A 25,720-nucleotide genomic window follows, 5' to 3' on the forward strand; every position below is an offset into this window, starting at 1 on the left:
GGATCGAGGTGGGCGGGCGGGTCTGTGGGCCGGGGTGCGACTTCGATCTGCTCGACCTCGCGGCCTGACCTGGCTTGAAATCTTGAAATGTTGTCAGTGCCGCGATCTACAGCCACATGGTGGCTGTTGCAGAATCGCGGCACAAGGGGTCAGTCGGTCTCGTCGGCCCGGCCCTCGCGGGCGTTGCGCGCGGCCTCGGCAGCTGCCGAACCCGGGCGCTTGCGCTGCACCCAGCCTTCGATGGTGCGTTGCGCGTTGTCAGAGACCGCCAGGGCGCCGGGTGGGACGTCGTCGCGCAGCACGGTGCCCGCCCCGGTGTAGGCGCCGTCGCCGACGGTGACCGGGGCAATGAACATTGTGTCGGAGCCGGTGCGCACGTGGGACCCGATGGTGGTCCGGTGCTTGTTCTCGCCGTCGTAGTTGACGAAGACGCTGGAGGCCCCGATGTTGCTGTGGTCGCCGATGTCGGCGTCGCCGACGTAGGTCAGGTGCGGCACCTTGGTGCCCGTGCCGATCGTCGAGTTCTTGGTCTCGACGAAGGCGCCGAGCTTGGCCTCGGACCCGAGGATCGTTCCCGGCCGCAGGTAGGTGAACGGACCGACGGTGGCGCCCGCGCCGATCACGGCGAGCTGGCCGTGCGTGCGCACCACCGATGCGCCGTCACCCACCTCGACGTCGGTGAGTGTGGAGTCCGGGCCGATCTCGCAGCCGGCGCCGATCTCGGTGGTGCCGAGCAGCTGGGTGCCGGGACGCACGACGGTGTCGCGGCCGATGGTGACGTCGACGTCGATCCAGGTGGTGGCCGGGTCGACGATCGTGACGCCGGCGCGTTGATGGCGGGCCACGATGCGGCGGTTGAGCTCGGCGCCGAGGTCGGCCAGTTGTACCCGGTCGTTGACGCCGGCCACCAGCGCACTGTCGTCGACGTGCATGGCCCGCACGGTCCGGCCGTCCTGCCGCACGATCGCGATGACGTCGGTGAGGTACAGCTCCTGCTGGGCGTTGTTCGAGCTCAACCGGCTCAGCGCGGAGCGCAGGTCGGCGATGTCGAAGGCGTACACCCCGGCGTTGACTTCGCGGATGGCCCGCTGCGAGTCGGTGGCGTCGGCCTGCTCGACGATGCCGATGACCTCGTTGTCCTGGGTGCGCAGGATGCGTCCGTAACCCGTGGGGTCGGGCACGGTGGTGGTCACGATCGTGGCGGCGGCGGTCGCGGCGCTGTGGGTTTCGATGAGGCCGGCCAGGGTGTCGGCGTCGAGCAGCGGGACGTCGCCCGAGGTCACCACGACTGTTCCGGCGAATTCGTCGGGCAGCGCACTCAGGCCGCAGGCCACGGCGTGGCCGGTGCCCAGTTGCTGGTCCTGGATCGCGACGTCGATGGCGCGGCCCAGCTTGTCGGCCAACTCGCCGACCGCGGGGGCGATGCGCTCGCGGTCATGTCCGAGAACCACCACCAGATGCTGGGCGGCCGCGTTGGCGACGGTGTGGACCGCGTGGCTGAGCATGCTGCGGCCGGCAAGGGTGTGCAGCACCTTGGGGGTGTCCGAGCGCATTCGGGTGCCGGCACCTGCTGCCAGTACGACGACTGCGGCCTCGGTGGAAGACACTGTTCCCCTCTCTGCTGCGTGCTGCCTGGGCCGATTGGCACGCCTGAGCTCCGTCGCCAGGACTCGAACCTGAACTATCTGAACCAAAATCAGAGGTGCTGCCGATTACACCACGACGGAATGTCCGGGAGAGACTCTAGTCGAACGGTCTAGCCTGATATGCGTGGCAGCACCCGAGAAGGAAGTGCGGGCCCCTCGGGCCCGGATGACCGGCAACGAACGGCGACAACAGCTCATCGAGATCGCCAAGTCGCTGTTCGCCGAGCGGGGCTACGAGGGCACCTCGATCGAGGAGATCGCCCAGCGTGCCAATGTCTCGAAACCCGTGGTCTACGAGCACTTCGGCGGCAAGGAAGGCCTGTACGCGGTCGTCGTCGACCGGGAGATGTCGGCCCTGCTGGACGGGATCACATCCTCGCTGACCAACAACCGGTCCCGGGTACGGGTCGAGCGGGTGGCACTGGCGCTGCTGACCTACGTCGAAGAGCACACCGACGGCTTCCGCATCCTGATCCGCGACTCCCCGGCGGCCATCACCTCGGGGACCTACGCGACGTTGCTCAACGACGCGGTCAACCAGGTGTCGTCGATCCTTGCCGGTGATTTCTCCCGCCGCGGGCTCGATCCGGATCTCGCGCCGCTCTACGCCCAGGCCCTGGTCGGGTCGGTGTCGATGACCGCGCAGTGGTGGCTTGACGTGCGTGAACCCAAGAAAGAGGTGGTGGCGGCGCACGTGGTCAACCTGGCCTGGAACGGGCTGACCCATCTGGAGTCGGACCCGATCCTGCACGAGGAGTAGGTCAGCAAACTGCAACCTTAGGGTTGCAGCAACAGGGCCACATGTGCAACCCTTGGGTTGCAGCAATCCGGCCAGAGAGGAACCCGATATGACCACCGACTTCGACCGCATCGAGCGCGAGATCACCATCGACGCACCGGCGCAACGCGTCTGGGACCTGGTGAGCGAACCTGGCTGGTACATCAACGATGAGCAGATCACCGAACACCGCATCGAGCGTGACGGCGACGTCGCGATCGTCACGGACCCCACGCATGGGCGGTTCGCGTTGCGGACCGTCGCGGTCGACGAGGCGCGCTATGTGGCCTTCCGGTGGCACATCGACGCCGACGATCTCGACAGCTCGTCCACCCTCGTCGAATTCTGGATCACCCCAGCACCATCCGGCGTGGTGCTGCGGGTCGTCGAGAGCGGATTCGCCTCGCTCGACGAGCCGGAGGCCGACCGTCGCTCCCGGTTCGACGATCACAGTGGCGGCTGGCCGCTCGAGCTCGGCCTCGCCCAGAAGTATCTGGTGGGAGCCGCCGCCGATGCCTGAAAGTGCCTCGCCGGTACAGGTTTTCGCAGCACTTGCCGACGACAGCCGCTGGCAGGTGCTCGTCGCCCTCGGGCGTCGGCCTGCCTCGGCGTCGGCGCTGGCCGACGAGCTCCCGATCACCCGTCAGGCCATCGCCAAACACCTGAAAGTGCTCACCGATGTGGGCCTGGTGGCGGCCACCCGGGTGGGGCGTGAGGTCAAGTACGAGGCGGTGGGGGCTCGGCTCAGCGAGGTGGCGCGTCGGCTCGACGGGATCGCGGCGGGCTGGGAACGCCGGCTCGCGCGGATCAAGGACGCTGTCGAGCGGGACGGCTGACGGGCTCAGCTCCTGCCGAACGACCTCGTCTCCGTCCGGGTGGCGATGAAGCCGTTGCCCTTCTGCGGATCGGCCATCCGGCAAGCCAACAGAACGTCGTCGGTGTGGATACAGGTGGCGTTGCCGATGTCGAAGCGTTTCCCGGCGGGCAGCATCGGCGCCTCGTCCTCGGTGAGTCCGTCGACCGGGCTGAGAGGTACCTCGGTGCGGGTGAAGCTCATCGGAATCGCGCCGTTGGTGGTGCCGTAGCTGAACAGGTGCGCGAGGTTCGCGCCGTCGGGGGCGCCGACGAACGGCCCGCGGCAGTCCAGTGCGTACATCGCTCGGTGCTGGGTGGCCATGCAGACGAAGCCGTCGGGCGTGCGGAAGCCTTGCACCGGAAACCCCTGGCCCTCGCGCAGGACATACTGCGCCGGATCGACGGCGGGGTAGGCGGCGAAGTCGGGTACGCCGTCGGGGCCGAGGTGCGTCGGCACCGGCTCGTGCGCGGACTCCGGTTTCTCCCGGGTGAGCCAGATCACCGCGAACACCGCCGTCAGCACCACAACGAGCGCTGCCGCCCACCGCTTCATCGCTCCATGATCGCCCCGGACAGATCGCGGTGGAGCCGAATCCAAGGCCCCGTAGAATGGCGCGCATCATGACCGCACCGGGGCACAACCATGTCCAGACCCCGATTGCGGGTCTCGTTGAGCTGGCATTGACCGATCCGTCCCTGCAGGACGTCCTTCGCCGTGCCGCCGACCGGCCCGCCGATCTGGCACTCGTCGGGCCGGCCAGCGCCCGCGTGCTGGTGGCTGCCGGCCTGGCCCAGCAGGGCCCGCTACTGGTGGTTGCCGCCACGGGTCGCGAGGCCGACGATCTGACCGCCGAACTGCGCGGTGTGATCGGCGATGCCGTCGCCCTGTTCCCATCCTGGGAGACACTGCCGCACGAGCGGCTGTCCCCGGGCGTGGAAACCGTCGGCGCCCGATTGTTGCTGCTGCGCAGGCTGGCTCACCCTGACGATGAGACGTTGGGCCCGCCGCTGCGGGTGGTGGTCACCACCACGCGGTCCCTGCTGCAGCCGATGGCCCCCGACGTCGTGAGCACCGAGCCGGTCACTCTTGCCGTCGGCGCCGAGGCCGAGTTCGAGGCGATCATCGCGCGGTTGGTCGACCTGGCCTACACCCGCGTCGACATGGTGGGCAAACGTGGCGAGTTCGCTGTGCGCGGCGGCATCCTCGACGTGTTCCCGCCCACCGCCGAGCACCCGGTGCGCGTCGAGTTCTGGGGTGACGAGATCTCCGAGATGCGGATGTTCTCGATCGCCGACCAGCGCTCGATTCCCGAGATCCCGGTGCAGCACGTGGTCGCCGTGCCGTGCCGCGAATTGCTGATGACCGCCGATGTGCGGGAGCGGGCCGCGGTGCTTTCGCAAGAACACCCCACCCACGAGAACAGCGTCCCGGGCAGCGTGCCCGACATGCTGGCCAAGCTCGCCGAGGGTATCCCCGTCGACGGGATGGAGGCGCTGCTGCCGCTACTGCACCCGGTACAGCCGACGACGCTGACCCACCACCTGCCCGAGGGTGCGCCGGTGCTGCTGTGTGACCCGGAGAAGGTGCGGACCCGGGCAGCGGACCTGATCAAGACCGGTCAGGAGTTCCTGGAGGCCTCGTGGTCGACGGCTGCGGTCGGCGGTGACGCACCTATCGACATCGAGGCGCTCGGCGCGTCGGGCTTTGTGCCCTTCGACCAGGCACGTGAGGACGCCGTCGCCGGGGGGCACCCGTGGTGGACGCTGAGCCAATTGCCCGACGGCAAGGCCACCGAACTCGATCTGCGGCCGTCACCTTCGGCCCGCAGTCAGCAGAGCCTCGAAGAGATCTTCGCGATGCTTCGCGCCCACGTGGCCACCGGCGGGTACGCCGCCGTGGTCACCCCGGGTACCGGTACCGCGCACCGGGTCGTGGAACAGCTCGGTGAATCCGATACTCCCGCAGGGATGTTGGAGCCCGGTGCGGCGCCCAAGGCCGGGGTGGTCGGGGTTCTCAGGGGGCCGCTGCACGACGGTGTGATCCTGTCCGGGGCCAACCTCGTCATCATCACCGAGACCGACCTGACCGGTAACCGGGTGACGGCATCGGAGGGTAAAAAGCTTGCGGCCAAACGCCGTAACGTCGTCGACCCGCTGGCGTTGACCGCCGGTGACCTGGTCGTGCACGATCAACACGGCATCGGCAAGTTCGTCGAGATGACCGAGCGCGTCGTCGGCGGAGCTCGCCGCGAGTACCTGGTGCTGGAATACGCGTCGTCCAAGCGTGGTGGCGGATCAGACCGGCTGTATGTGCCGATGGATTCGCTGGATCAGCTGTCGCGGTACGTCGGCGGCGAGGCGCCGTCGTTGTCGAAGCTCGGCGGAAGTGACTGGGCCAACACGAAAACCAAGGCTCGCAAGGCTGTTCGTGAGATCGCCAGTGAACTGGTGGCGCTGTACGCCAAGCGGCAATCTGCGCCAGGGCACGCGTTCGGCCCCGACACTCCATGGCAGAACGAGATGGAGGACGCGTTCGGCTTCACCGAGACCATGGACCAGATGACCGCGATCACCGAGGTCAAATCGGATATGGAGAAGCCGGTTCCGATGGATCGGGTGATCTGCGGCGATGTGGGCTACGGCAAGACCGAGATCGCGGTGCGGGCAGCGTTCAAGGCCGTGCAGGACGGCAAGCAGGTCGCGGTGTTGGTGCCGACGACGCTGCTGGCCGATCAGCATTTGCAGACCTTCACCAACCGGATGGCGGGTTTTCCGGTGACCGTCAAGGGGTTGTCGCGGTTCACCGATCCCGCCGAGTCGCGGGCCACGATGGAAGGGATGGCCGACGGATCGGTCGACGTCGTGATCGGAACCCACCGCTTGTTGCAGACCGGTGTGACGTGGAAAGACCTGGGCCTCATCATCGTTGACGAGGAACAGCGGTTCGGCGTCGAGCACAAAGAACACATCAAGTCGATGCGCACCCACGTCGACGTCCTCACCATGAGCGCCACCCCGATCCCGCGCACCTTGGAGATGAGCCTGGCCGGCATTCGAGAGATGTCGACGATTCTCACCCCGCCCGAGGAGCGCTACCCGGTGCTGACCTACGTCGGCCCGCAGGACGACAAGCAGGTGGCCGCGGCCCTGCGCCGTGAACTGCTGCGCGACGGGCAGGCGTTCTACATCCACAACCGGGTGCGCACGATCGATCAGGCCGCGGCACGGATCCGCCAGCTGGTGCCCGAGGCCCGGGTCGTCGTCGCCCACGGGCAAATGAACGAGGAGACGCTGGAGAAGACGGTCGAGGGCTTCTGGAACCGCGAATACGACATCCTGGTCTGCACCACGATCGTCGAGACCGGGCTGGACATCTCCAACGCGAACACGCTGATCGTCGAGCGGGCCGACACCTTCGGCCTGTCCCAGTTGCATCAGCTGCGTGGCCGCGTCGGCCGTAGCCGTGAGCGTGGTTACGCCTACTTCCTGTACCCGCCCAATTCGCCGCTGACCGAGACCGCATACGACCGGTTGGCCACGATCGCGCAGAACAACGAGCTGGGTGCGGGTATGGCCGTGGCCATGAAAGACCTGGAGATCCGCGGCGCGGGCAACGTGCTGGGTGTCGAGCAGTCCGGGCATGTCGCCGGTGTGGGTTTCGACCTCTACGTGCGGCTGGTCGGTGAGGCCGTGGAGGCCTACCGGGCCGCGGCCGACGGGAAAACCGTTGCCACGCCGGAGGAAACGAAGGAAGTGCGCGTCGATCTCCCGGTCGACGCACATCTGCCGCCGGAGTACATCGGAAGTGATCGGTTGCGGCTGGAGGGGTACCGGCGGCTGGCGGCGGCCACGGACGAGGACGCGGTGCGGGCCGTCGTGGACGAGCTCGTCGACCGTTACGGTCCGTTGCCCGTCGAAGCGCAGCGCCTTGTCGCGGTGGCCAGGCTGCGGCTGTTGTGCCGCGAGTACGGCATCACCGAGATCGGTGCGGTGTCGGCATCCACGGTGAAGCTGTCGCCCATGGTTCTGCCGGACTCCGCCCAGCTCAGGCTCAAGCGGATGTACCCGGGCGGGCACTATCGAGCGACGACGTCAACCGTGCAGGTGCCGCTGCCGCGCGCCGGTGACGGTGTCGGGGCACCACGTATTCGCGATCTTGAATTGGTGCAGTGGGTGGCCGGATTGGTCCTGGTGCTCAACGGGCAAACGCAAAGCGCTGTCGATATCACCGCTGGACTGGATTCCGCAGAATAAATTCTGCGGCCTATTGCCTGGTAGGTGCACCTTTTTGCCGGCATGTGCCGGTCGAATCTCGAAAGCGCCGTTAACGCGGTGGCGCGGGGACCCGACATACATGTCGGGGGTCAAGGTATTGCACTGTCGTCCGAAGGAGCGGCGACGGGTCGTCGGGCATACGGCGGTCACGCAATTTCCCAAACCGAACATCACGCGATCGCCACGGTTGGTGGATCGGTCGCGATGACGCAAGGCGAAAGGAGTGATCATGGACTTCAAGAAGTTCGCAGTAACCACCTCAATGGCCGGCGCACTGGGTCTGGGTGCATTTGGCCTGGGTACGGGCCTGGCGCACGGTGATCCGGGCGTGCCCCAACCGCCGCCGGTCCCCGGCCCGGTGGTGCCGGGTGTGAACGTTCCTGATGTGAATGTGCCGGGTGTGAATGCACCGGATGTGAATGTGCCGAGCGTCAATGCACCGGATGTGAACGTGCCCAGCGTGAATGCACCGGATGTGAACGTGCCCAGCGTGAACGTGCCGGACGTGAATGTGCCCAGTGTGAATGTTCCTGATGTGAATGTTCCGAGCGTGAACGTGCCGGACGTGAATGTGCCCAGTGTCAACGTTCCTGATGTGAATGTGCCCACCGTGCGGTTCCCTGAGGTAGACAATTTCTTCCAGCAGCCGAACGGAAATATCGCGCCCGGACAGTTGATGAATTCACCGACCATCAACGGCGTTGCGAATCCGTTCTACGGAATTCCGCCTGGTCAGCTGAAGACCCAGCCGACGGTGAACGGGCTGGTAAACCCGTTCTACAACGAAACTCCCGGCCACTGGGTGGTCCCGGAGGGCGAGTTCCCGCCGCAGTCATAAACCACGGTCTGTGACATGATGGCCGCCTTGCCTTCGGGCAGGGCGGCCATCCCGTGCGGGGTCTGCCCGAGGTCGGCGAAACACGGCGTTGGCCGCTTTCACCAGGAGCGTCGCAGTCCGGCACAGTGTTGGTATAACCGAGATCAGCAAATCTCGTCGAAGTGGTGAGGGGGTGGAGCCCGATGACCGTGGTATTGGTCGATCCGCGCCGACCCTCTCTCGTTCCGGTGGAAGCGATCGAATTCCTGACCGGTGATGTGCAGTACACCGAGGAAATGCCGATCAAGGTGCCGTGGACTTTGCCCGCGGCGCGGCCCATCTACGGCGATGACGAAGACAACCCGGCGCCGGTGCTCCTTTCTTCCGATCCGGAGCATCCGGCGGTCAAGGCCCGGTTGGCAGCCGGGGACCGCTTGATCGCGGCTCCTCAGGCGCAAGCGGGGGAGCGGCTGGTGGATGCCGTGGCGATGATGGACAAGCTGCGGACCGACGGCCCCTGGGAGAGTGAGCAGACCCATGACTCGTTGCGTCGCTATCTCCTAGAGGAAACCTACGAACTGTTCGACGCGGTGCGTGGCGGTAACGCTGACGAATTGCGCGAAGAACTCGGCGACGTGCTGCTGCAGGTGCTGTTCCATGCGCGCATCGCCGAAGATGCGCCCGTTCATCCGTTCAACATCGATGACGTTGCCGATTCGCTGGTCCGCAAGCTCGGTAACCGTGTGCCTGCAGTCCTTGCCGGCGAGTCGATTTCACTCGACGAGCAGCTGGCCCAATGGGAGCAGCGCAAGGCTCAGGAGCAGAAGGTGAAGGCCCGCGGGTCGTCGATGGACGATGTTCCCACCGGGCAGCCGGCTTTGTCGCTCGCACAGAAGGTGCTGGCCCGAGTGGCGCAAGCCGGGTTGCCTGCCGATTTGGTGCCTGCGACGCTGACGGCGGTTGCGATCTCGGCGGATGTAGATGCCGAGAATGACTTACGCAGCGCGGTTTTGGAGTTCATGGACACCGTGCGGGTCGTGGAGTCCGACGTGGCCGCCGGTCGCCGCGGCGAGGACGTGCCCGAGGAACTCGATTCGACCCCGCTGGGCTCGATCACCGAAGACGAGTGGCGCGCGTACTGGCCGGGTGCGGTTGTCGGGCCTGGGCCTGGGCCTGGGCCTGGGCCTGAGGACGCGGACCGCGGCGAAGACGACTCAGATGACGACTCAGACGACGAGGACTCACGCGCGTAACGCAGTGGCGATTCTGCCCCCCTTTTTTCCGCCACAGCGCTACGAACGTGGTTGGCGCCTAACAGATGTGCCCCTCCACGTGGGGGCACATCTGCGAGAGCGTCAAGGTATTCGAATTCGGCGGCCACGGCGGAGGCATCGGCCGGCGCTACGCGCTGGCGATCCTGCTCGGCCCCAACGGCTGAGCAAGAGCTCACTCGAACAGCGTCGAACCCCAGTACCCCGAGGCGTCACCGTCACGCAGCCCGGGCGGGCACGCGAAAATGGCCGTCCCGGTGTGGGTGATGTACTCGTTGAGGGCGTCGTTGCGGGCGAGTTCCCGTTGCATGGGGATGAACTGCTTGTCGGGGCTGCGCACGAATGCGATGAAGAACAGGCCCGCGTCCAAGTGCCCGAACCCGTCCGTCCCGTCGGTGAAGTTGTAACCGCGGCGCAGGATCTCGATGCCGCCCAGGTGCTCTGCCGAGGCCAGCCGCACATGCGCATCGACATCGATCTTGGGATTGCCCTTGCCATCGGTGATCTCGAAATTGAGCTCGTCGAACTCCTGCTGCAGTCCGTTGGGGGCGCCGCTGCCCTTCTGTCGACCGATCACCCGCTCCTGCTCCAGAAGTGTGGTGCGGTCCCAGTTTTCGATGCGCATCCGGATCCGCCGGGTGATCAGGTAGCTGCCACCGGTGAGCCAGGCCGGCCCATCACCCTCGGCCACCCAGACGTTCTTGTCGAGCAGGTCGGTCTGGTCCGCCTTGAGGTTGTTCGTTCCGTCCTTGAACCCGAACAGGTTTCGCGGCGTGGCCTGATCCCGCGTGGTCGAGGAGGTGCGGCCGAACCCCAGCTGTGAGTAGCGCACCGCGACGGTGCCGAACCCGACGCGGGCCAGGTTGCGGATGGCATGCACCGCGACTTGCGGGTCGTTGGCGCACGCTTGCACGCAGATGTCGCCCCCGCAACGAGCCGGATCCATGGTCTCGTTGGGGAACTTCGGCAGATCCTTGAGTTCGGCGGGTTGCTTGTCGGCGATGCCGAAGCGGTCCTTGCCGTCCTTGACGAAGAACGATGGCCCGAACCCGATGGTCAGGGTGAGCTGTGAGGCAGGCAGGCCCAGGGCCTCCCCGGTATCCGACGGGGGCGCATACGGATTGCCGTCCACCGCGCCGCCGTCCTCGGTCTCCTCGCCACGCGTCATCCGCTCGGCCATCTCGGTCCACTGCTTGAGCAGGGCGACGATGTCCTCGCGGCTGTCGGTGGTGACGTCGAAGGCGCAGAAATGCATGCGGTCCTGCGCTTCGGTGATGATGCCGGCCTGCCGGTCACCGCGAAACGGAACCGGCCCCTGCAGGGCACCGTGCGGGGTGCTGGCCGCAGAAGCCCGGCCGGCCAGCGCACCTGCGCCGGCCGCACCGACTACCGCGGCGGTGACCCCGGCGGCACCGAACAGCTTGCGCCGCGAAAAACCCGACGTCGACGAGGGATCTGATGCAGCGAGCGGCTGCTCACTGCTGGGCGATGACACCTTGCACCTGGCTCACTTCTTTGCTCAGCGCGTCGATGGCGCGTGACAGTTCCTGGCGTTGCGGCTCGGTCACCTTGTCGTAGGAGATGAAGCCGTCACCGTCACGATACTTTTCCAGCAACTTCTCGACATCGGCGAAGCGGGTGTCCACGCGCTTGCCCAGCTCGGCGTCGCGCTCGTCGAGAATAGGCCGCACCGAGGCGACGGCGGTCTGCGAACCTTCGACATTGGCCTTGAAGTCCCACAGGTCGGTGTGGCTGAAGATGTCCTCTTCACCGCTGATCTTGCTCATTGCGACCTCGTCGAGCAGACCCTGGGCGCCACCGGCGATCTGGGTGGAGTCGATCGTCCAGTCCGGAGCCTTCACCCCGGACTCGAGTTCTTTGACGTCGGCCAGCAACTGATCGGCCAGTGCGTTGGCGTCGGGCTGCAGACCGGTCACCCACAGCTGCTTTTCCAGGGCGTGGAACCCTGTCCACTTCTGGCCTTCCTCCAGGTCCGCCTCGCGAAGGTCGATCCGCGGATCGAGATCGTTGGGGAAAGCCTCCGCCACCGGCTCGATGCGCTCGTAGTAGGTGCGCGTGGTCGGATACAGCGACTTGGCCTTCGCGACGTCCTTCGCTTTGACGGCCGCGACGAACGCCTCGGTGGACGGGACCAGCGCGTCGACCTGGCTGAGCACGTACCGCTTGTAGCTGTCGGCAGCTTCTTTGAACTTGCCCTCGGTGTCGACCTGCACGGCCTCGCCGGTCACCACGAAATCGCCGCGGATGCCTTCACCGACCATGCCTGGGCGGCACGAGGTCCGGTAGGTGCCCGGTTGGGTGAGCTGGACGATCAACTGGCGTTTGAGCCCGGGGGAGATGTTCTCCACCTCGCCCATGACCCGCTCACCCTCGCCGTAGACGTAGAACTCGGTGACCTTGTTGCCGTTGTTGGTGACCTCGAAGGTGCTGGGCCCGGTCGTCGCGGTGGTGCCGGACAGCTTGCACTCGGTGTCGGAGGCGTCGACGGTGATCGCGGGGGCCTTGCTGCTGCCGTCGCCGCTCGCGTTGCCGCCGTTGCTCTCTTTGGCCTGGCAGGCAGTCATCGAGATGCCGGCCAGTACCGCGGCGGTGGCGGCGAATCCGGTCTTGACGGCAGGAGTCAGCTTCACTTGGTCGACCTTTCGGATGTGGTGGAGTTCTCCGACTCGACGGTCGGCTCGGAGGAAGTCTCGGAGGAAGTCGCAGCACTGGCCGCCGCGCCGTCCGCGGCCCGCAACGGCTTCAGGAACAGCGCCAACACCACGACGATGTAGGCCAGCCACGCACTGAACTGCAGCACGGTCGGCGTCGGGTCGATGTTGAAGACGCCCTGGATGATCTCGCCGTACCAGGCCGACCAGTCGAACGCGCCGCTCATGTCGAAGGCTTTGGCACTCAACCCCGGGATCCAGCCCACCGTCTGCAGCGCCTTGATGCCGTAGGCGAGGATGCCGGCAGCCACCACGATCAGGAAGATGCCGGTGTACTTGAAGAACTTGCCCAGGTTGATCCGGACCGCGCCTGCGTACATGCCATAGGCGATGGCCGCGGCGATCAGCACCCCGATGATCAGGCCGGTCAGCGGCCAGAGGGTCTCGGCCTCGGCGTAGCCGACCATGAACAGCGCGGTCTCGACACCTTCACGGCCCACGGCCAGGAACGCCAACAGAGCCACCGCAAGGCCGCCGGTCTGCAGTGCCTGCGACATCTCGCCGCGCAATTGGCCGGACAGCGACGCGGACGCCTTTTTCATCCACAGCACCATGGTGGTGACGATGACGACGGCGATCAGTGAGGCGATACCGGCGATGGCCTCCGCGCCGAGTCCGCTGATGGTGTTCTCACCGAACTGGATCACCAGGAAGACGGTGACGGTCATGGCGATGGCGGCGCCCACTCCCAGCCACACCCATTTGAGCGCGTCGCGGCGTTCGGATTTGACCAGAAATGCGACCAGGATCGACACCACGATGGCGGCTTCGAGGCCTTCCCGCAAACCGATCAGGCCACTGCCGAACACCTGCGATGTGACGTTGGACGCGGCCAGTGTGCTGGTCGGAACGTCCGAGATGGCAGTCGTCAATGCGTCCTCGTTCGTCCGGGGTGAAATCACCATAAAAGACGTAGCCTTGGCTTGCCATAGCAAGGCGTGGCTCACCTTAGCAGGGGCGCCTGTGGGTCCTGCCGACTTCACCTGCCGTTCTTCTGGCACGGACCCGTCGCTCGCCGCGTTCATGGGCGCGCATGCGACGATGGCCCATCAGATAGAGCGGGGTTGAGGGAGTCCGGTGTCGCCAGTGCGTTGGCTGCGGGCTGTCGCCGTAATTGCTGCGACAGCGCTGCTGTTGGCATCCAGCTGTTCGTGGCATCTGGGGACCCCAATTCCCGAGGGTGTGCCGCCGCCGGCCGGGGACCCGGTGCCCGCGATCGACACCTATGCCAAGGGCAGGCCCACCGATCAGCTGCATGAGTGGGCCGCGCAGCGGGCTCCCGCGCTGGGGATGCCCGTCAACGCCCTCGAGGCATACGCCTACGCGGCACGCGTGGCCCAGGTGGAGAACCCCAATTGCCGGCTGGCCTGGACCACGTTGGCCGGCATCGGCATGGTTGAGAGCCACCACGGCACCTACCGCGGCGCGATGATCGCCCGCAACGGCGACGTCACCCCGCCGATCCGCGGTGTGCAACTCGACGGGACCGCGGGCAACCTGCGCATTCCCGACACCGACAACGGAAAGCTGGACGGGGATCCGCTGATGGACCGCGCCATGGGGCCGATGCAGTTCATCCCGGAGACCTGGGGGCATTTCGGGGTGGACGCCAACAACGACGGTGTGGTCAGCCCGGACAATTTCGACGATGCGGCGCTCTCGGCCGCCGGGCTGCTGTGCTGGTACGGCAAAGACCTGTCCACACCCCGGGGCTGGATGAAGGCGCTCAAGGCCTACAACAACTCCGAGCAGTACGCCCGGATGGTCCGGGACTGGGCGACGGCGTACGCGGCCGGACACGGCCTGTGACACCACGAGTGAGGCCACTGACACGCCCAAACACGCCGTCGCGCGGGCCACGCTCTAGTCTCATCCATACACGCAGGACTCAATAAGGAGAAGCCAGTGCCCATCATCGAGCAGGTTGGAGCCCGCGAGATCCTCGACTCCCGTGGCAACCCGACGGTCGAGGTCGAGGTGGCCCTGACCGACGGCACGTTCGCCCGGGCTGCGGTGCCGTCGGGTGCGTCGACCGGCGAGCACGAAGCGGTGGAGCTGCGCGACGGCGGTTCCCGCTACGGCGGCAAGGGCGTCGAAAAGGCTGTGGAGGCCGTGCTCGACGAAATCGCGCCGGCGATCATCGGCCTGGCCGCTGACGATCAGCGCCTCGTCGACCAGGCCCTGCTGGACCTCGACGGCACACCGGATAAGTCTCGTCTGGGCGCCAACGCCATCCTCGGTGTCTCGCTGGCGGTGGCCAAGGCCGCGGCAGACAGCGCCGCGCTGCCGTTGTTCCGCTACCTCGGTGGGCCGAACGCACACATTCTTCCGGTGCCGATGATGAACATCCTCAACGGCGGTGCCCACGCCGACACGGGGGTGGATGTCCAGGAATTCATGGTTGCCCCGATCGGCGCGCCGTCGTTCAAGGAGTCGCTGCGCTGGGGTGCCGAGGTGTACCACTCGCTCAAGTCTGTGCTCAAGAAGCAGGGGTTGTCGACGGGTCTCGGCGATGAGGGCGGCTTCGCCCCCGACGTCGCCGGCACCAAGGCCGCACTGGACCTGATCGCGACGGCCGTCGAGGCCACCGGATTCAAGCTCGGCAGCGACGTGGCCCTGGCGCTGGACGTCGCCGCCACCGAGTTCTACACGGACGGTACGGGTTACGCCTTCGAGAAGGAGACCCGCACCGCCGAGCAGATGGCCGAGTTCTACGCCGGCCTGATCGACTCCTACCCGTTGGTGTCGATCGAAGATCCGCTGTCCGAGGACGACTGGGACGGCTGGGTCGCGCTGACCTCGGCCATCGGTGACCGGATCCAGCTGGTCGGCGACGACCTGTTCGTCACCAACCCGGAGCGTCTGGAGGACGGTATCGAGCGTGGCGCCGCCAATGCGCTGCTGGTGAAGGTCAACCAGATCGGCACACTCACCGAGACACTGGATGCCGTTGCGCTGGCGCACAACAGCGGGTACCGCACCATGATGAGCCACCGTTCCGGCGAGACCGAGGACACCACCATCGCCGACCTCGCGGTCGCGGTGGGCAGCGGTCAGATCAAGACCGGCGCCCCGGCCCGCAGTGAGCGCGTGGCGAAGTACAACCAGTTGCTGCGCATCGAGGAGGCGCTCGGCGACGCCGCGCGCTACGCGGGCGATCTCGCGTTCCCGCGGTTCGAGGCCAAGTAACGCAGGCGTCTGCGCACCCAATACGTCGATGCCCGAAGCGAAGCGGCCCGATCCGAAACGAAGGTCTCCGGCCTCCCGGCCCGGCAAGCCGGGCAAGGCCGGGGAGTCGAAGCGGCCGCGCGCTTCACAGGCCCGCCGCCGGGCAGCTGAATCTCGTCCGGCGCAGGCTGATCCGGTGGCCGAGGAAAAGGTCACCAAAGCCATTGCGGTGCAAGCTCAGCAGCAAGCCGAGCTGCAGTCTGAACAGCGGTTCGGGTCGACGGCTCGCCGGGCGGCGATCCTGGCCGCGGTGGTATGCGTGTTGACTCTGACCATCGCCGGGCCGGTCCGCACCTACTTCGCCCAGCGCACCGAGATGAAACAGCTCAAGGCCAGCGAGCAGCAGTTGCGGGCCCAGATCGCCGACCTGGAGCAGCAGAAGGTCAAGCTGGCCGATCCGGTGTACATCGCGGCACAGGCCAGAGAGCGGCTGGGTTTCGTCATGCCCGGCGACACTCCGTACCAAGTGCAGTTGCCGCCTGGGGCTCTGGTGTCGGACGATTCGGGAGCTCCTGTGCTTCCCGGCTCGACAGTGCCGGCCGGCCAGCCCTGGTATACCTCGCTGTGGCACACGATTGCCGATGAGCCGCACGGGGTTTCCCCGACGATCGGCGGACCTCCGGCCCCGGGTGGGCCTCCTTCGGGTGGGCCGCCGGCCCCGCCTCCGCCTGCTGAACCCCGAGGTCCCAATGGTTGATCCCGCCGACATCGAGGCCGTGACACGGCAGTTGGGCCGTGAACCGCGCGGAGTGCTGGAGGTCGCCTATCGGTGTCCCAACGGGGAGCCGGGGGTGGTCAAGACCGCGCCGAAGCTTCCCGACGGTACGCCGTTTCCGACGCTGTATTACCTGACGCATCCGGCGCTCACCGCGGCCGCCAGCCGGCTGGAATCCTCCGGGCTGATGCGGGAGATGTCCGAACGGCTGCAGCGCGACGAGGATCTGGCTGCGGCATACCTGCGGGCGCACGAGTCGTATTTGGCCGAGCGGGACGCGATCGAACCGCTGGGTACCACGTTCACTGGTGGTGGCATGCCCGATCGGGTCAAGTGTCTGCACGTGGTGATGGCCCACTCGTTGGCAAAAGGTCGCGGGGTCAATCCTTTTGGCGATGAGGCGCTGGCACGGCTGGCGGTTGAGCCGGCGATGGCCGGAATCCTGGATCCGGAGGTGTGGGTTTGAGTCGGGTCGGCGCAATCGACGGCTCGCGCCGGGTCGGCGCAATCGACTGTGGTACCAACTCGATTCGTCTGCTGATCGCCGACGTCGCGGACGGGAAGCTGCGCGATGTGCACCGCGAGATGCGGGTGGTCCGGCTGGGCCAGGGCGTCGACGCCACGGGGCAGTTCGCTCCAGAAGCGTTGGCGCGCACCGAATCCGCACTGGATGACTATGTGGCTCTGATGGCCGAGCATTCGGTGAGTGCGGTGCGGATGGTGGCGACCTCGGCGGCGCGCGACGCCGGCAACCGTGACGACTTCTTCGCGATGACTGCGCGGCTGCTGGGCAAGGTGGCACCCGGGTCGGTGGCCGAGGTGATCACCGGCACGGAAGAGGCCGAGCTGTCGTTCCGCGGTGCGGTCGGTGAACTCGACCCTACCGCTGGGCCTTTCGTGGTGGTCGACCTGGGCGGGGGCTCGACCGAACTGGTGCGCGGCAGCACGGCGGTAGAGGCCGCCTACTCGGCCGACATCGGATGTGTCCGCCTGACCGAACGGTGCCTGCACTCCGACCCGCCGACCGCGGCCGAGGTGGAGCAGGCTCGAGCGGTGGCCCGTGACGGCCTGGCCGATGCGCTGCGCGTGGTGCCGGTCGAAGGGGCGCACACCTGGGTCGGTGTGGCCGGGACGATGACCACTCTGTCGGCACTGGCGCAGGGGATGACTGAGTACGATCCTGAGGCAATTCACCTGTCCCGCATCGGATTCGATGATCTGCTCGGGGTGTGCGAGCGGCTGATCGGGATGACCAAGGCGCAGCGCCTGACGCTCGGGCCGATGCACGCCGGCCGTGCCGATGTGATCGGCGGCGGCGCGATCATCGTCGAGGAGTTGGCGGCGGTTCTCGGCCGCGAGGCCGGCATCGGGGAACTGGTGGTCAGCGAGCACGACATTCTCGACGGCATCGCGCTGTCGATCGCCTGACCTGTTCCTGAATGCGCTTCTGGGCGCGCCAATTTCTATTCCTCGGCCGCCGTTTGGTCGCCGTTTTCTACCGTGGGGCTGTACCTCGCGCGGCGGCGCAGCCCAGGTGTAGAAAGCGGCGGGCAGGCGGGAGCGGACCCGGCAGGCTCCACGCATAAAACAACGGCCGAACGCGGTTGCCCGCGTCCGGCCGTTGCCGTGTTTGCCTAGATCAGGACGTAGGCCCGTGGTTGCTCGCCGGGGCGACCGCGGGGGCCGGGGCGGGCGTGGTGACGACCGGCTGGGTGCCGGCGGGAACCAGCGCCGGCTCGGAAGCCGGAGCAGCGGGAGCGTCCGGAGCCGGAGCGGCCGGGGCAGCCGGAGCGCCCGGCACGGCGGCGGGAGCACCCTCGGCGGGCACGCCTTCGGCCGGGGTCACCGCGGTGGCGGCGTTGCCCGCACCCGCGGCGGCCGGTGCCGGGGCACCCTCGGCGACCGGCATGCCATGAGCGACCGGGGTCGACTCAGGGGCCGGAGCGCCCGGAGCCGGAGCGGCCGGAACGGCTTCGGTGCCGGCCGGGGTAGCGGCCGGAGCACCCGGAGCCGGGGTGGCGGCGGGCAGGTCCGTCGCGCGGCTACCGGCACCTGCGGCGGCCGGAGCGGCCGGGGTCGCACCCGACGGGGCTGCGGCCGGAGCGGCAGGGGTGGCAGCCGGGGCGGCGGGTGCCTGACGCTTCGGCGCGTTGGCAGCGGGGGCCGCGGCGGGCGCCGCAGCCTTGTCCCACACCAGGACGTCGTTACCGCCGGCGTTGTAGACGACCGAGGTCGGCTGGTCACCGGTCACGTCGAAGTAGATCTTGCCGCTGGTCTTCTGGCCCTGGGCCAGGGTGGCCGGGTTGACACCCTGCTGGCTGGGCACCTGGAACAGCGCGCGGTAGTTCTGGCCGTCGGCGGCGCGGACGTTGAAGTTGGAGACGATCGGCGTCACGGAGCCCTGCAGGGCCTCGTTGGTCGCAGTGACCTCCCACAGGGTGCCGCGGGGCGTGTAGTTGATGGTGTCGGTGCTGGGCTTGAGATCGGTCACCGTCCAGACCTGGGTGCCGCCGTCCAGCTTGCCCTGGCCGCCGAGCGCAGCGGTGGTGACGGCAATGTCGTCGGCGAGCGCCATCGGGGCGCCACCGACGATCGCCGCTGCGGCGACGGCCGCTGCGGCGAAGGCCGTACTGATATTTGTCATCTTCAAGGCATTCACTCCTGACTGATCCAAAAAGAGGTGGCAGGCCCCCCGGCAGTGGGACACCCACTTCATGGCAAGTTAGCAGCTTAAGAGGACGGTTAGGAACACTAGTTCACAGTTTCTGCCATTGGCGCTTGGCAGAAAGCCGCGTTGACCTGGGATCTGAGCACTGCGGTCAGGTTGATACGGAGGTGACCAGCCTGTTCGGCGCCTCATCGAATCTCGGTGAGCGGTAATGCCCGCCCCGCCGAAAGGGACAACCGTTGACGTCCGAGCGCAGGCCAGGCCTGTACGGCACAAAACGGCGCGCACTGGTGCTGGGCCGAGTCCGGCTGCGGCGAACGGGTGCCCACGTGCACACAGCATTGAATGAGGCGCTCTTCGATCATCGTGGACATGTCCATGAACGGTTTCACGGTCAGCCGCACCACGCGCTCGCCCAGCAACGCACGGATCTTGCGGCGGCGTCCCGGCAGGGCTGAGGATGCCAGCGTCAGCAGTGTCCCCATCCCCAGGTCGCAGCTCTCACAGATCGCCCGCCACACGTCGCCGATCTGTGGATGTGACAGCGAGGACTGCTCCGAGAGCAGGCCGAGCAGGGACTCCTGCACCGCCATGCGCAGTTGGCGGGGGATCTCGGTGTCGGCGATGCGATTGGACACCAGGCCCAGCTTGTCCTTCAGGCTCTCGGCACCGATCACCGACACCAGCGAGCGCCATTGGTCGCCGTCGTCGCGGACCAGGTAGCCGACCGAGCAGCAGTGCGGGTGTGAGCAGGGCAGCGCGGTCAGGTCGCGCCAGGTGACGGCACCGTCGGTCTGCGGACCCAGCCGTTTGAGCACCCCGGTGTGGGTGAGCCGGTCCATCGGGTCGATCGCACCGGAGCGGCCCGAGCCGAACTGCGGCTGGATGGTGAGCCCGCCGACATACGGGGTGTCCAGGGCAAGTCGGACCATGTCGCCGATCTCGCCGTCATTGACTCCCAGTGCGCAGGTCATCACCAGGGTGGTGAAGATCTCCCGCTCGGAGAGCCGCTGTAGGGCTTGGCTCTTGGTCCGCCGCAAGTCGCCGCCGCGGTGGTGGCGGTGCGCTTGCTCGGACACTCCGTCGTATTGCAGGTATACCTCGACGCGTTCGCGGTGCCTGGTGAGCAGGTCGAGCAGTGCGTCGTCATTGGCGATGCGGACCCCGTTGCTGTTCACCAGGATTCGGGTGATCGGCCGGGCCGCCAGCTCGTCGAGCAGCTCGGTCAGGTCGGGGTGCAGCGTTGGTTCGCCTCCGCTGAGCATCAGGACGTCGAGGCGGCCGTTCTCGCGCGCCAACCGCTGGTCGACGTTGGCCAACACATCGGCGGTCGGCACCACGTGGCGCAGATCGGGTGAGCTGTCGGTGAAGCAGGTGGGGCAGCGCAGGTTGCAGGTCTCGGCGATGTCGGCCAGCAGGATGCAGGTGTGCTGCGTCTGCATTTCGGGCAGGCCGCGAAGATAGGCCGACGGGATCGGGTCGAAGTTCCCGGCCACATCGGGCGTGTGAGCTTTTGTCGGGGCGGTCCACTCCTCCAGGTAGGACAGGATCTCGGGATCCTCGTCGTAGAGGGTGCGAACCAATCCGTGTGTGCGGCAGCCGCGTTCGAGCCAGACGCGGCCGTCGCGTTCGATGAGCATGCCGGCCAGACGTTCGACGTCGGGCAGTGGACGCTCGGGGGCCTCGTCGTGACAGTGCGGGCAGAAGGCGGTGACGTACCGGTGCAGCCGGTCACCGCGCAACGCCATTCCGGCGCTCATATGCCGTACAGGTCGGGGTTGACGCCGGTGCAGAACCCGGCGGTGAACAGTGAAACCAGGGCCCAGCCGACCATCAGCCCGATACCGAGGCCCTTGGCCGTCGGGTTCTTCGACAGCAGCATCAGGGTCCCGCCGCCGAAGGCGATGAACGCCAACAGCACTGCCGCCCCGCCCAGCACCGCATTGGCGCTGCCGCCGGCGCTGTCGGTGGCTCCGGCGCCCATGAACGCGATGAAACCGATCACCAGGTTGAGTGCGGCATAGAGAAACGGCCCGAGGATCACCATGGCGACGGAGATGCGCCGCTGAGGCTGTGGCGGTGGGCCGTAGGGATAGCCCGGTGGGTACGGATAGGCCGGGTAGCCAGGGGCCGGCGGTGGCGGGGCGGGTGGACCGCCGTGATAGGCGGGTGGAATGCCCTGTGGTTCAAAGCTTTGCGGACCGAAATCCTCCGGTGGGCCGCCGCCGTGCGGAGGTGTGTCGTCAGGTGGGCCGGGCGGTGTCGTCATACGGGCACCTCCTGAGGGTGGGCTGGTTTGCGATAGTACCCGCGGCGATGGCCGTACCACAGCCGAAATCCGAGGATCAGCAACGACGGCAGCAGGAACCATTGCGGGCGGGTCAGATCCAGCCATACGGTCTCGTTGGCCCGGACGAACTCGACGAGGAATCGGAATACCGCGTAGCCGGCGACGTAGAGAACGAACAACTCCCCGGGCTTGCCGATGCGCGGCCGCAACCACAGCAACACAGCGAATGCGGTGAGCTGGAAGGCGATCTCGTAGAGGAACGACGGGTGCATGGCGGCGCCGGTGAGGCATCCCGGACATTCGGGGGTGTCGGTCGGGGCGTGGATGCCCCACGGCAGTGTGGTGGGCCGGCCGGGGGCTTCGGTGAGGTGGCAGCCGATGCGGCCGATGGCCATGCCGAGTGCTACTGCGGGGGCGAACAGATCACCGGTTTTTCCGCGGAAACCACCGACTCGTTTGGCGATGAGCACACCGAGGTAGGCGCCGAGCAGCCCGCCGAGGATGCTGCGCGAGCCGAACTGCCAGGCCTGCGCCAGACTCGGATTGGCGCTGAAGTCCAGGTGCCGTAGCCACCCGGTCATCCTCATCCCGATCGCGCCACCGATCAGCGCGCCGCCCGCGGCGACGACCGACTGCTCGTTGACCGCGCCGCGTCTGCGGGCCTCGGAGACGAAGACCAGCAATGCCGCGGACACCCCGAGGGCGACGAACAAGTTGTGCACCCCGACGCTGAGCGGCCCCAGGTGCCACTGGGCAGTCACCCGCCGAACCTAACCCGGGAAAGGTTCACCCGGCTAGTGACAGCCCGGCGGCAACCGCAAATCCCAGCACGGCGGCCAGTCCGGCGTTCTCTCCGGCTTTCTCGGTGGCCTCGGGGATCATCGAGCCCACCAGCATGACCAGTAGGGCACCGGCGGCGAAACCGTTGATTCCGCCCTGTAATTGGGCCCCGGCGAGGTTCTGTAACTGGTAACCGCCGACGGTGGCCAGCGCGCACAGTGCGGCGATCGCGGCCCACCCGCCCACGATCCGGCGGGCCGGATCTCCCGCGGCCCGCATGTCGCTGGCCGATCCGATGGACTCGGGAAGGTTCGACACGAAGATGGAAACCACCAGTGCCAGGCTGACGCCGGCTCCGGATGCGATGCCGATGCCGAGTGCGGCCTGCTCGGGAATGCCGTCGAGTAGCGCACCCAGCAGCAGTGGTAGCCCGGCTGTGTGGGTTCCCTTGCGGCTCAATCGATCTACGGCCTTGTCCGCGAGGTAGAACACCACGGCTCCGGCGGCCAGGCCGAGTGCAACGGCCCAGGCGCCGCTGGCGCGGAAGCCGTCTTCGGCGAGTTCGAAGGAGATGCTGGAGATGAGCGCGCCCGCACCGAAGCCGAGGACGAGGCCGACGAGGCGTTGATTCCAGTCCCGGACCACACCGGCGACCGCGCCGATGAGCAGTGAGGATGCGGCGACCAGTCCCCAGGTCAGTGCGGTGAGCACAGCCGCAGCATAAGCCCGCGCGGGCTCAGAACCGGGGAAGTGGGGGCAGTGGAGAAAGTGACGAAGCGCGAGATCGCACGACCGATCGGTGTGATTGATGAGGTTTTGGGCAGAGCATCAGGGGGCGTTGGGGTCGCGGGTGGTGGCCTGTCGCCGGGTGCCCGGACGACAGACCACCGGCGGCGTCAGCGCCGCGCGTTGCAGTTCGGCGGGTTACCGCAGTGGTGGCCACCGTCGCAGGCATTGCAGCGGCAGGTGCAGGATCCCTTGGTTGCGATGCGCATCGTTGTTCAACTCCTCATTGTGCGGGTGCCGCCGGCGTGGCCGACAGCAAACTCCCGAGTATGGGCGGACATCAACATATAACGACTTCACAATAGTTCGGCCCACCCTGAAAATAAAGGATTCCGGCAATGGTGCGGGTTTTTGCCACATGGTCCGCGCCGATGCGGCTCGCTCAGGTGAACACTGCGTGAAACTCTTTGTCTGCAGCTGATTTAGGGTCAGGCGGAGCTTTCACGGGCGCCGAGCCGGAGGTGCTCGATGTGGTAGATGGCTTCATCGAGCAGTTGTGCCACATGGCTGTCGTAAAGCCGGTAGACGATGTTGCGGCCGGACCTGTCGCCGGTCACCAGGCCGAGCGCCCGCAATAGTCGGAGTTGGTTGGAGACGGCGGGTTGTTCCATGCCCACCGCGGCCGACAGTTCGGTGACCGAGCACGGTGATTCCCGCAACCGGGTCAGGATGAGCAACCGGTTGGGGGAGGCCAGGGCCTGCAGGGTCTCGGCGACTTTGGCTGCGGAGGCGGCGTCGAGGGACGCTGCCGGTGTCGCGCGCCCCTCAACTCCGTGGCCCATGGCATTCATTCAAGCACGCGCGTCAAAAATACTGGTGATACATTCCAATCTCTACATGTTTAAATGTTCACAAGCTGCGAGAGAGTGAAACCAGGGGGTGCAGTCCATGACCGCCGTGTCGAGCGACCGGTTGTCGGTGCGCGACGGCCGGGACGGCGCTACCCGGCCTGCCGGTGTGCGCGGGATCGGCACGTGGATCTGGACGCTGAGTTCGGTGCGCTGGGCCGTTGTGGCCCTGGAATTGATGCTGGGCGGTGTGGTCGCGCAGGTGGCCGATGCTCCATCGCCGGTGTGGTGGGCGCTGTACCTCGCGTGCTATCTCGCCGGCGGTTGGCAATCGGCGGTGTCTGGTGTGCAGGCGTTGCGCGACCGCACGCTCGATGTCGACCTGTTGATGATTCTGGCGGCGATCGGGGCGGCCGCCATCGGGCAGGTGTTCGACGGCGCACTGCTGATTGTCATCTTCGCGACGTCGGGCGCGTTGGAGGACGTGGCCACCACGCGCACCGAAAGATCGGTGCGTGGACTGCTCGAGCTGGCGCCGCCCGATGCGACATTGGTCGACGGCGACGGCGACGGCGACGGCGCGCGGCGCGTCGTTGCCGCTGAGACGCTTCGGCCCGGCGACCAGATCCTCGTCCGGCCCGGGGAACGGATCTCGGCCGACGGCACCGTGACCGGAGGGTCCTCGGACGTCGACCAATCCTCGATCACGGGCGAACCCCTGCCGGTTGCCAAACAACGGGGCGACGACGTGTTCGCCGGCACGCTGAACACCTCTGGTGCGCTGCAGGTCACGGTCACCCAGGACCCTTCGAGCACGGTGATGGCCCGTATCGTGGCGGCGGTTGCCGCGGCCTCGGCGACCAAGGCCACCACCCAGCTGTTCATCGAGAAGATCGAGCAGCGCTATTCGGTGCTGGTGGTGGCGGCGACCCTGGCGTTGTTCGCGGTCCCGCTGGCGCTGGGCGGTGATCTACGCTCAACCCTGTTGCGCGCCATGACGTTCATGATCGTGGCCTCGCCGTGCGCGGTCGTGCTCGCCACGATGCCGCCCTTGCTGTGCGCGATCGCGAACGCCAGCCGTCGTGGGGTGCTGGTGAAATCGTCGGTGGCCATGGAGCGGCTGGCCGACACCGACGTCGTCGTGCTGGACAAGACCGGAACCCTCACGACGGGCGCGCCCCGGGTAGCGCAGGTGTCGACGGTTGCCGGTGCGCCCCCTGACCAGGTGCTCGCAACTGCGGCTGCCGCAGAACAATTCAGCGAACACCCGATCGGGCGAGCCATCGTCGCCGAGGCGGCATCCCGACTCATCGCGGTGCCCGAGGCTACCGGCTTCACTGCCCGCTCAGGGCGCGGGGCGCAGGCGATCGTCGACGGGTGCAAGGTAGAGGTGCTCAGCCCCGCGGCATATGCGGGGCCACCGATCCAGGCCGTGGCCGACATCGAGGACACCGGGGCGACCGCCGTCGTCGTGACGGTCGACGGACAAGCGATCGGGGTGCTGGGGCTACATGACCAGGCTCGCCCGGGCGCGGCCGCGGCGGTGCGGGCACTGCATGCCCTGACCGGGTGCTCGCCGGTGCTGCTCACCGGTGACAACCGCGCCGCGGCAATGCAACTGGCTGCCCAGTTGGGTATCGAGGATGTGCGGGCCGGACTGCTGCCCGCGGACAAGGCGGCCGAGATCCGGGAGTTCGAAGCCGCCGGCCGACGCGTGCTCATGGTGGGTGATGGTGTCAACGACGCACCGGCCATGGCGTCGGCGCATTCGTCCATGGCGATGGGCCGCACCGGCGCCGATCTCACTGTCGACACCGCCGATGTCGTCACCGTCGGTGACGACCTGTCGGCCATCGCATCGGTGGTCGCGTTGTCGAAGCGGGCCCGGCGCCTGGTCATCGCCAACCTGGTGATCGCAGCCACCGTCATCACCGTGCTGGTGACCTGGGATTTGATGGGGCACTTGCCGTTACCGTTGGGGGTAGCCGGTCACGAGGGCTCGACGATCCTGGTGGCGCTCAACGGCCTGCGGCTCTTGAGCAACCGCGCGTGGCCCCGCCCTTCCTAGCGCGAGCAGACGCAGACTCGCAC

23 protein-coding genes and 1 tRNA gene are annotated in these 25,720 nt (G+C 67.2%); 12 read left to right on the plus strand and 12 right to left on the minus strand.

What is annotated here, in order from left to right; translation table 11 throughout:
* Positions 1-149 precede the first annotated feature (149 nt).
* Both glmU and E0T84_RS26975 read right to left on the minus strand, forming a co-directional pair.
* Entirely contained in the window at positions 150-1,607 is a 1,458-nt protein-coding gene (gene glmU / locus E0T84_RS26970; protein WP_138746031.1) for a bifunctional UDP-N-acetylglucosamine diphosphorylase/glucosamine-1-phosphate N-acetyltransferase GlmU, read from the minus strand.
* Positions 1,608-1,655: 48 nt separating this feature from the next.
* A tRNA-Gln gene (locus E0T84_RS26975) sits at positions 1,656-1,727 on the minus strand.
* An 85-nt stretch (positions 1,728-1,812) separates the two neighbouring features.
* On the opposite strand from E0T84_RS26975, the gene E0T84_RS26980 reads away from it, so the two are divergent.
* From E0T84_RS26980 to E0T84_RS26990, 3 genes are all read left to right on the plus strand, one after another.
* On the plus strand, positions 1,813-2,406 hold the full coding sequence (locus E0T84_RS26980) for a TetR/AcrR family transcriptional regulator (RefSeq protein WP_003884985.1): 594 nt from the start codon (positions 1,813-1,815) through the stop codon (positions 2,404-2,406).
* Between the two features lie 88 nt (positions 2,407-2,494).
* Positions 2,495-2,944, plus strand: coding sequence for an SRPBCC domain-containing protein (locus E0T84_RS26985; protein ID WP_138746032.1), 450 nt, complete (start codon positions 2,495-2,497; stop codon positions 2,942-2,944).
* Entirely contained in the window at positions 2,937-3,260 is a 324-nt protein-coding gene (locus E0T84_RS26990) for a metalloregulator ArsR/SmtB family transcription factor (RefSeq protein WP_138746033.1), read from the plus strand. The genes E0T84_RS26985 and E0T84_RS26990 overlap by 8 nt, the downstream gene beginning before the upstream one ends.
* A gap of 5 nt (positions 3,261-3,265) precedes the next feature.
* Here the strand turns inward: E0T84_RS26990 and E0T84_RS26995 are convergent, their stop codons facing one another.
* On the minus strand, positions 3,266-3,832 hold the full coding sequence (locus E0T84_RS26995; protein WP_138746034.1) for a hypothetical protein: 567 nt from the start codon (positions 3,830-3,832) through the stop codon (positions 3,266-3,268).
* A gap of 68 nt (positions 3,833-3,900) precedes the next feature.
* On the opposite strand from E0T84_RS26995, the gene mfd reads away from it, so the two are divergent.
* The 3 genes from mfd to E0T84_RS27010 all read left to right on the plus strand — a co-directional run bounded on the left by mfd (position 3,901) and on the right by E0T84_RS27010 (position 9,624).
* Positions 3,901-7,533 carry a transcription-repair coupling factor gene (gene mfd, locus E0T84_RS27000; RefSeq protein WP_138746035.1) on the plus strand — a complete coding sequence of 1,211 codons (3,633 nt, stop codon included), beginning with the start codon at positions 3,901-3,903 and terminating at the stop codon, positions 7,531-7,533.
* Positions 7,534-7,783: 250 nt separating this feature from the next.
* Positions 7,784-8,392, plus strand: coding sequence for a hypothetical protein (locus E0T84_RS27005; protein WP_138746036.1), 609 nt, complete (start codon positions 7,784-7,786; stop codon positions 8,390-8,392).
* A 182-nt stretch (positions 8,393-8,574) separates the two neighbouring features.
* On the plus strand, positions 8,575-9,624 hold the full coding sequence (locus E0T84_RS27010; RefSeq protein ID WP_138746037.1) for a nucleoside triphosphate pyrophosphohydrolase: 1,050 nt from the start codon (positions 8,575-8,577) through the stop codon (positions 9,622-9,624).
* 193 nt (positions 9,625-9,817) lie between these two features.
* On the opposite strand, the gene efeB is transcribed toward E0T84_RS27010, so the two are convergent.
* The 3 genes from efeB to efeU are packed head-to-tail and all read right to left on the minus strand — an operon-like array spanning position 9,818 to position 13,246.
* Entirely contained in the window at positions 9,818-11,137 is a 1,320-nt protein-coding gene (efeB, locus tag E0T84_RS27015) for an iron uptake transporter deferrochelatase/peroxidase subunit (protein ID WP_070184814.1), read from the minus strand.
* A complete protein-coding gene (efeO, locus tag E0T84_RS27020; RefSeq protein ID WP_138746038.1) occupies positions 11,118-12,293 on the minus strand; it encodes an iron uptake system protein EfeO in 1,176 nt (391 codons plus the stop codon). Before efeO ends, efeB begins: the two co-directional genes overlap by 20 nt.
* Positions 12,290-13,246, minus strand: coding sequence for an iron uptake transporter permease EfeU (gene efeU, locus E0T84_RS27025; RefSeq protein ID WP_249383756.1), 957 nt, complete (start codon positions 13,244-13,246; stop codon positions 12,290-12,292). Before efeU ends, efeO begins: the two co-directional genes overlap by 4 nt.
* Before the next feature lie 205 nt (positions 13,247-13,451).
* On the opposite strand from efeU, the gene E0T84_RS27030 reads away from it, so the two are divergent.
* The 5 genes from E0T84_RS27030 (at position 13,452) to E0T84_RS27050 (ending at position 17,745) form a co-directional block, all read left to right on the plus strand.
* On the plus strand, positions 13,452-14,183 hold the full coding sequence (locus tag E0T84_RS27030; RefSeq protein ID WP_171055196.1) for a lytic transglycosylase domain-containing protein: 732 nt from the start codon (positions 13,452-13,454) through the stop codon (positions 14,181-14,183).
* 96 nt (positions 14,184-14,279) lie between these two features.
* The gene (eno, locus tag E0T84_RS27035; RefSeq protein ID WP_070944585.1) at positions 14,280-15,563 is read left to right on the plus strand and encodes a phosphopyruvate hydratase; all 1,284 of its coding nucleotides are present in this window, start codon (positions 14,280-14,282) and stop codon (positions 15,561-15,563) included.
* A 28-nt stretch (positions 15,564-15,591) separates the two neighbouring features.
* Positions 15,592-16,299, plus strand: coding sequence for a septum formation initiator family protein (locus E0T84_RS27040; protein WP_070944586.1), 708 nt, complete (start codon positions 15,592-15,594; stop codon positions 16,297-16,299).
* Positions 16,292-16,783, plus strand: coding sequence for a DUF501 domain-containing protein (locus E0T84_RS27045; RefSeq protein ID WP_138746041.1), 492 nt, complete (start codon positions 16,292-16,294; stop codon positions 16,781-16,783). Before E0T84_RS27040 ends, E0T84_RS27045 begins: the two co-directional genes overlap by 8 nt.
* Entirely contained in the window at positions 16,780-17,745 is a 966-nt protein-coding gene (locus E0T84_RS27050; protein ID WP_305801204.1) for a Ppx/GppA phosphatase family protein, read from the plus strand. The genes E0T84_RS27045 and E0T84_RS27050 overlap by 4 nt, the downstream gene beginning before the upstream one ends.
* Before the next feature lie 211 nt (positions 17,746-17,956).
* On the opposite strand, the gene E0T84_RS27055 is transcribed toward E0T84_RS27050, so the two are convergent.
* The 6 genes from E0T84_RS27055 to E0T84_RS27085 form a co-directional block, all read right to left on the minus strand.
* On the minus strand, positions 17,957-18,961 hold the full coding sequence (locus E0T84_RS27055; RefSeq protein ID WP_249383757.1) for an MPT63 family protein: 1,005 nt from the start codon (positions 18,959-18,961) through the stop codon (positions 17,957-17,959).
* 212 nt (positions 18,962-19,173) lie between these two features.
* A complete protein-coding gene (locus tag E0T84_RS27060) occupies positions 19,174-20,745 on the minus strand; it encodes a radical SAM protein (RefSeq protein ID WP_070944588.1) in 1,572 nt (523 codons plus the stop codon).
* Positions 20,742-21,254: a hypothetical protein gene (locus tag E0T84_RS32470; RefSeq protein ID WP_249383758.1), complete on the minus strand. Its 513-nt coding sequence runs from the start codon at positions 21,252-21,254 to the stop codon at positions 20,742-20,744. The genes E0T84_RS27060 and E0T84_RS32470 overlap by 4 nt, the downstream gene beginning before the upstream one ends.
* On the minus strand, positions 21,251-22,036 hold the full coding sequence (locus tag E0T84_RS27070) for a prolipoprotein diacylglyceryl transferase (protein WP_138746043.1): 786 nt from the start codon (positions 22,034-22,036) through the stop codon (positions 21,251-21,253). Before E0T84_RS27070 ends, E0T84_RS32470 begins: the two co-directional genes overlap by 4 nt.
* A 25-nt stretch (positions 22,037-22,061) precedes the next feature.
* Positions 22,062-22,766: a ZIP family metal transporter gene (locus E0T84_RS27075; protein ID WP_138746044.1), complete on the minus strand. Its 705-nt coding sequence runs from the start codon at positions 22,764-22,766 to the stop codon at positions 22,062-22,064.
* A 503-nt stretch (positions 22,767-23,269) separates the two neighbouring features.
* A complete protein-coding gene (locus tag E0T84_RS27085) occupies positions 23,270-23,623 on the minus strand; it encodes a metalloregulator ArsR/SmtB family transcription factor (protein WP_070187665.1) in 354 nt (117 codons plus the stop codon).
* 106 nt (positions 23,624-23,729) lie between these two features.
* On the opposite strand from E0T84_RS27085, the gene E0T84_RS27090 reads away from it, so the two are divergent.
* Positions 23,730-25,697, plus strand: coding sequence for a heavy metal translocating P-type ATPase (locus E0T84_RS27090; RefSeq protein WP_138746045.1), 1,968 nt, complete (start codon positions 23,730-23,732; stop codon positions 25,695-25,697).
* Positions 25,698-25,720: the final 23 nt, after the last annotated feature.

The sequence above is a fragment of the Mycobacterium sp. DBP42 genome, from assembly GCF_005924235.1.
Lineage (GTDB): Bacteria > Actinomycetota > Actinomycetes > Mycobacteriales > Mycobacteriaceae > Mycobacterium > Mycobacterium syngnathidarum.

What these genes read in the sequence shown, in the direction of transcription:
- E0T84_RS26980 (WP_003884985.1), top strand. Translation starts at nt 1,813, where the DNA reads ATGACCGGCAACGAACGGCGACAACAGCTCATCGAGATCGCCAAGTCG.
- E0T84_RS26985 (WP_138746032.1), top strand. Translation starts at nt 2,495, where the DNA reads ATGACCACCGACTTCGACCGCATCGAGCGCGAGATCACCATCGACGCA.
- E0T84_RS26990 (WP_138746033.1), top strand. Translation starts at nt 2,937, where the DNA reads ATGCCTGAAAGTGCCTCGCCGGTACAGGTTTTCGCAGCACTTGCCGAC.
- E0T84_RS26995 (WP_138746034.1), bottom strand. Translation starts at nt 3,832, where the DNA reads ATGAAGCGGTGGGCGGCAGCGCTCGTTGTGGTGCTGACGGCGGTGTTC.
- mfd (WP_138746035.1), top strand. Translation starts at nt 3,901, where the DNA reads ATGACCGCACCGGGGCACAACCATGTCCAGACCCCGATTGCGGGTCTC.
- E0T84_RS27005 (WP_138746036.1), top strand. Translation starts at nt 7,784, where the DNA reads ATGGACTTCAAGAAGTTCGCAGTAACCACCTCAATGGCCGGCGCACTG.
- E0T84_RS27010 (WP_138746037.1), top strand. Translation starts at nt 8,575, where the DNA reads ATGACCGTGGTATTGGTCGATCCGCGCCGACCCTCTCTCGTTCCGGTG.
- E0T84_RS27040 (WP_070944586.1), top strand. Translation starts at nt 15,592, where the DNA reads ATGCCCGAAGCGAAGCGGCCCGATCCGAAACGAAGGTCTCCGGCCTCC.
- E0T84_RS27045 (WP_138746041.1), top strand. Translation starts at nt 16,292, where the DNA reads ATGGTTGATCCCGCCGACATCGAGGCCGTGACACGGCAGTTGGGCCGT.
- E0T84_RS27055 (WP_249383757.1), bottom strand. Translation starts at nt 18,961, where the DNA reads ATGACAAATATCAGTACGGCCTTCGCCGCAGCGGCCGTCGCCGCAGCG.
- E0T84_RS27060 (WP_070944588.1), bottom strand. Translation starts at nt 20,745, where the DNA reads ATGAGCGCCGGAATGGCGTTGCGCGGTGACCGGCTGCACCGGTACGTC.
- E0T84_RS32470 (WP_249383758.1), bottom strand. Translation starts at nt 21,254, where the DNA reads ATGACGACACCGCCCGGCCCACCTGACGACACACCTCCGCACGGCGGC.
- E0T84_RS27085 (WP_070187665.1), bottom strand. Translation starts at nt 23,623, where the DNA reads ATGGGCCACGGAGTTGAGGGGCGCGCGACACCGGCAGCGTCCCTCGAC.
- E0T84_RS27090 (WP_138746045.1), top strand. Translation starts at nt 23,730, where the DNA reads ATGACCGCCGTGTCGAGCGACCGGTTGTCGGTGCGCGACGGCCGGGAC.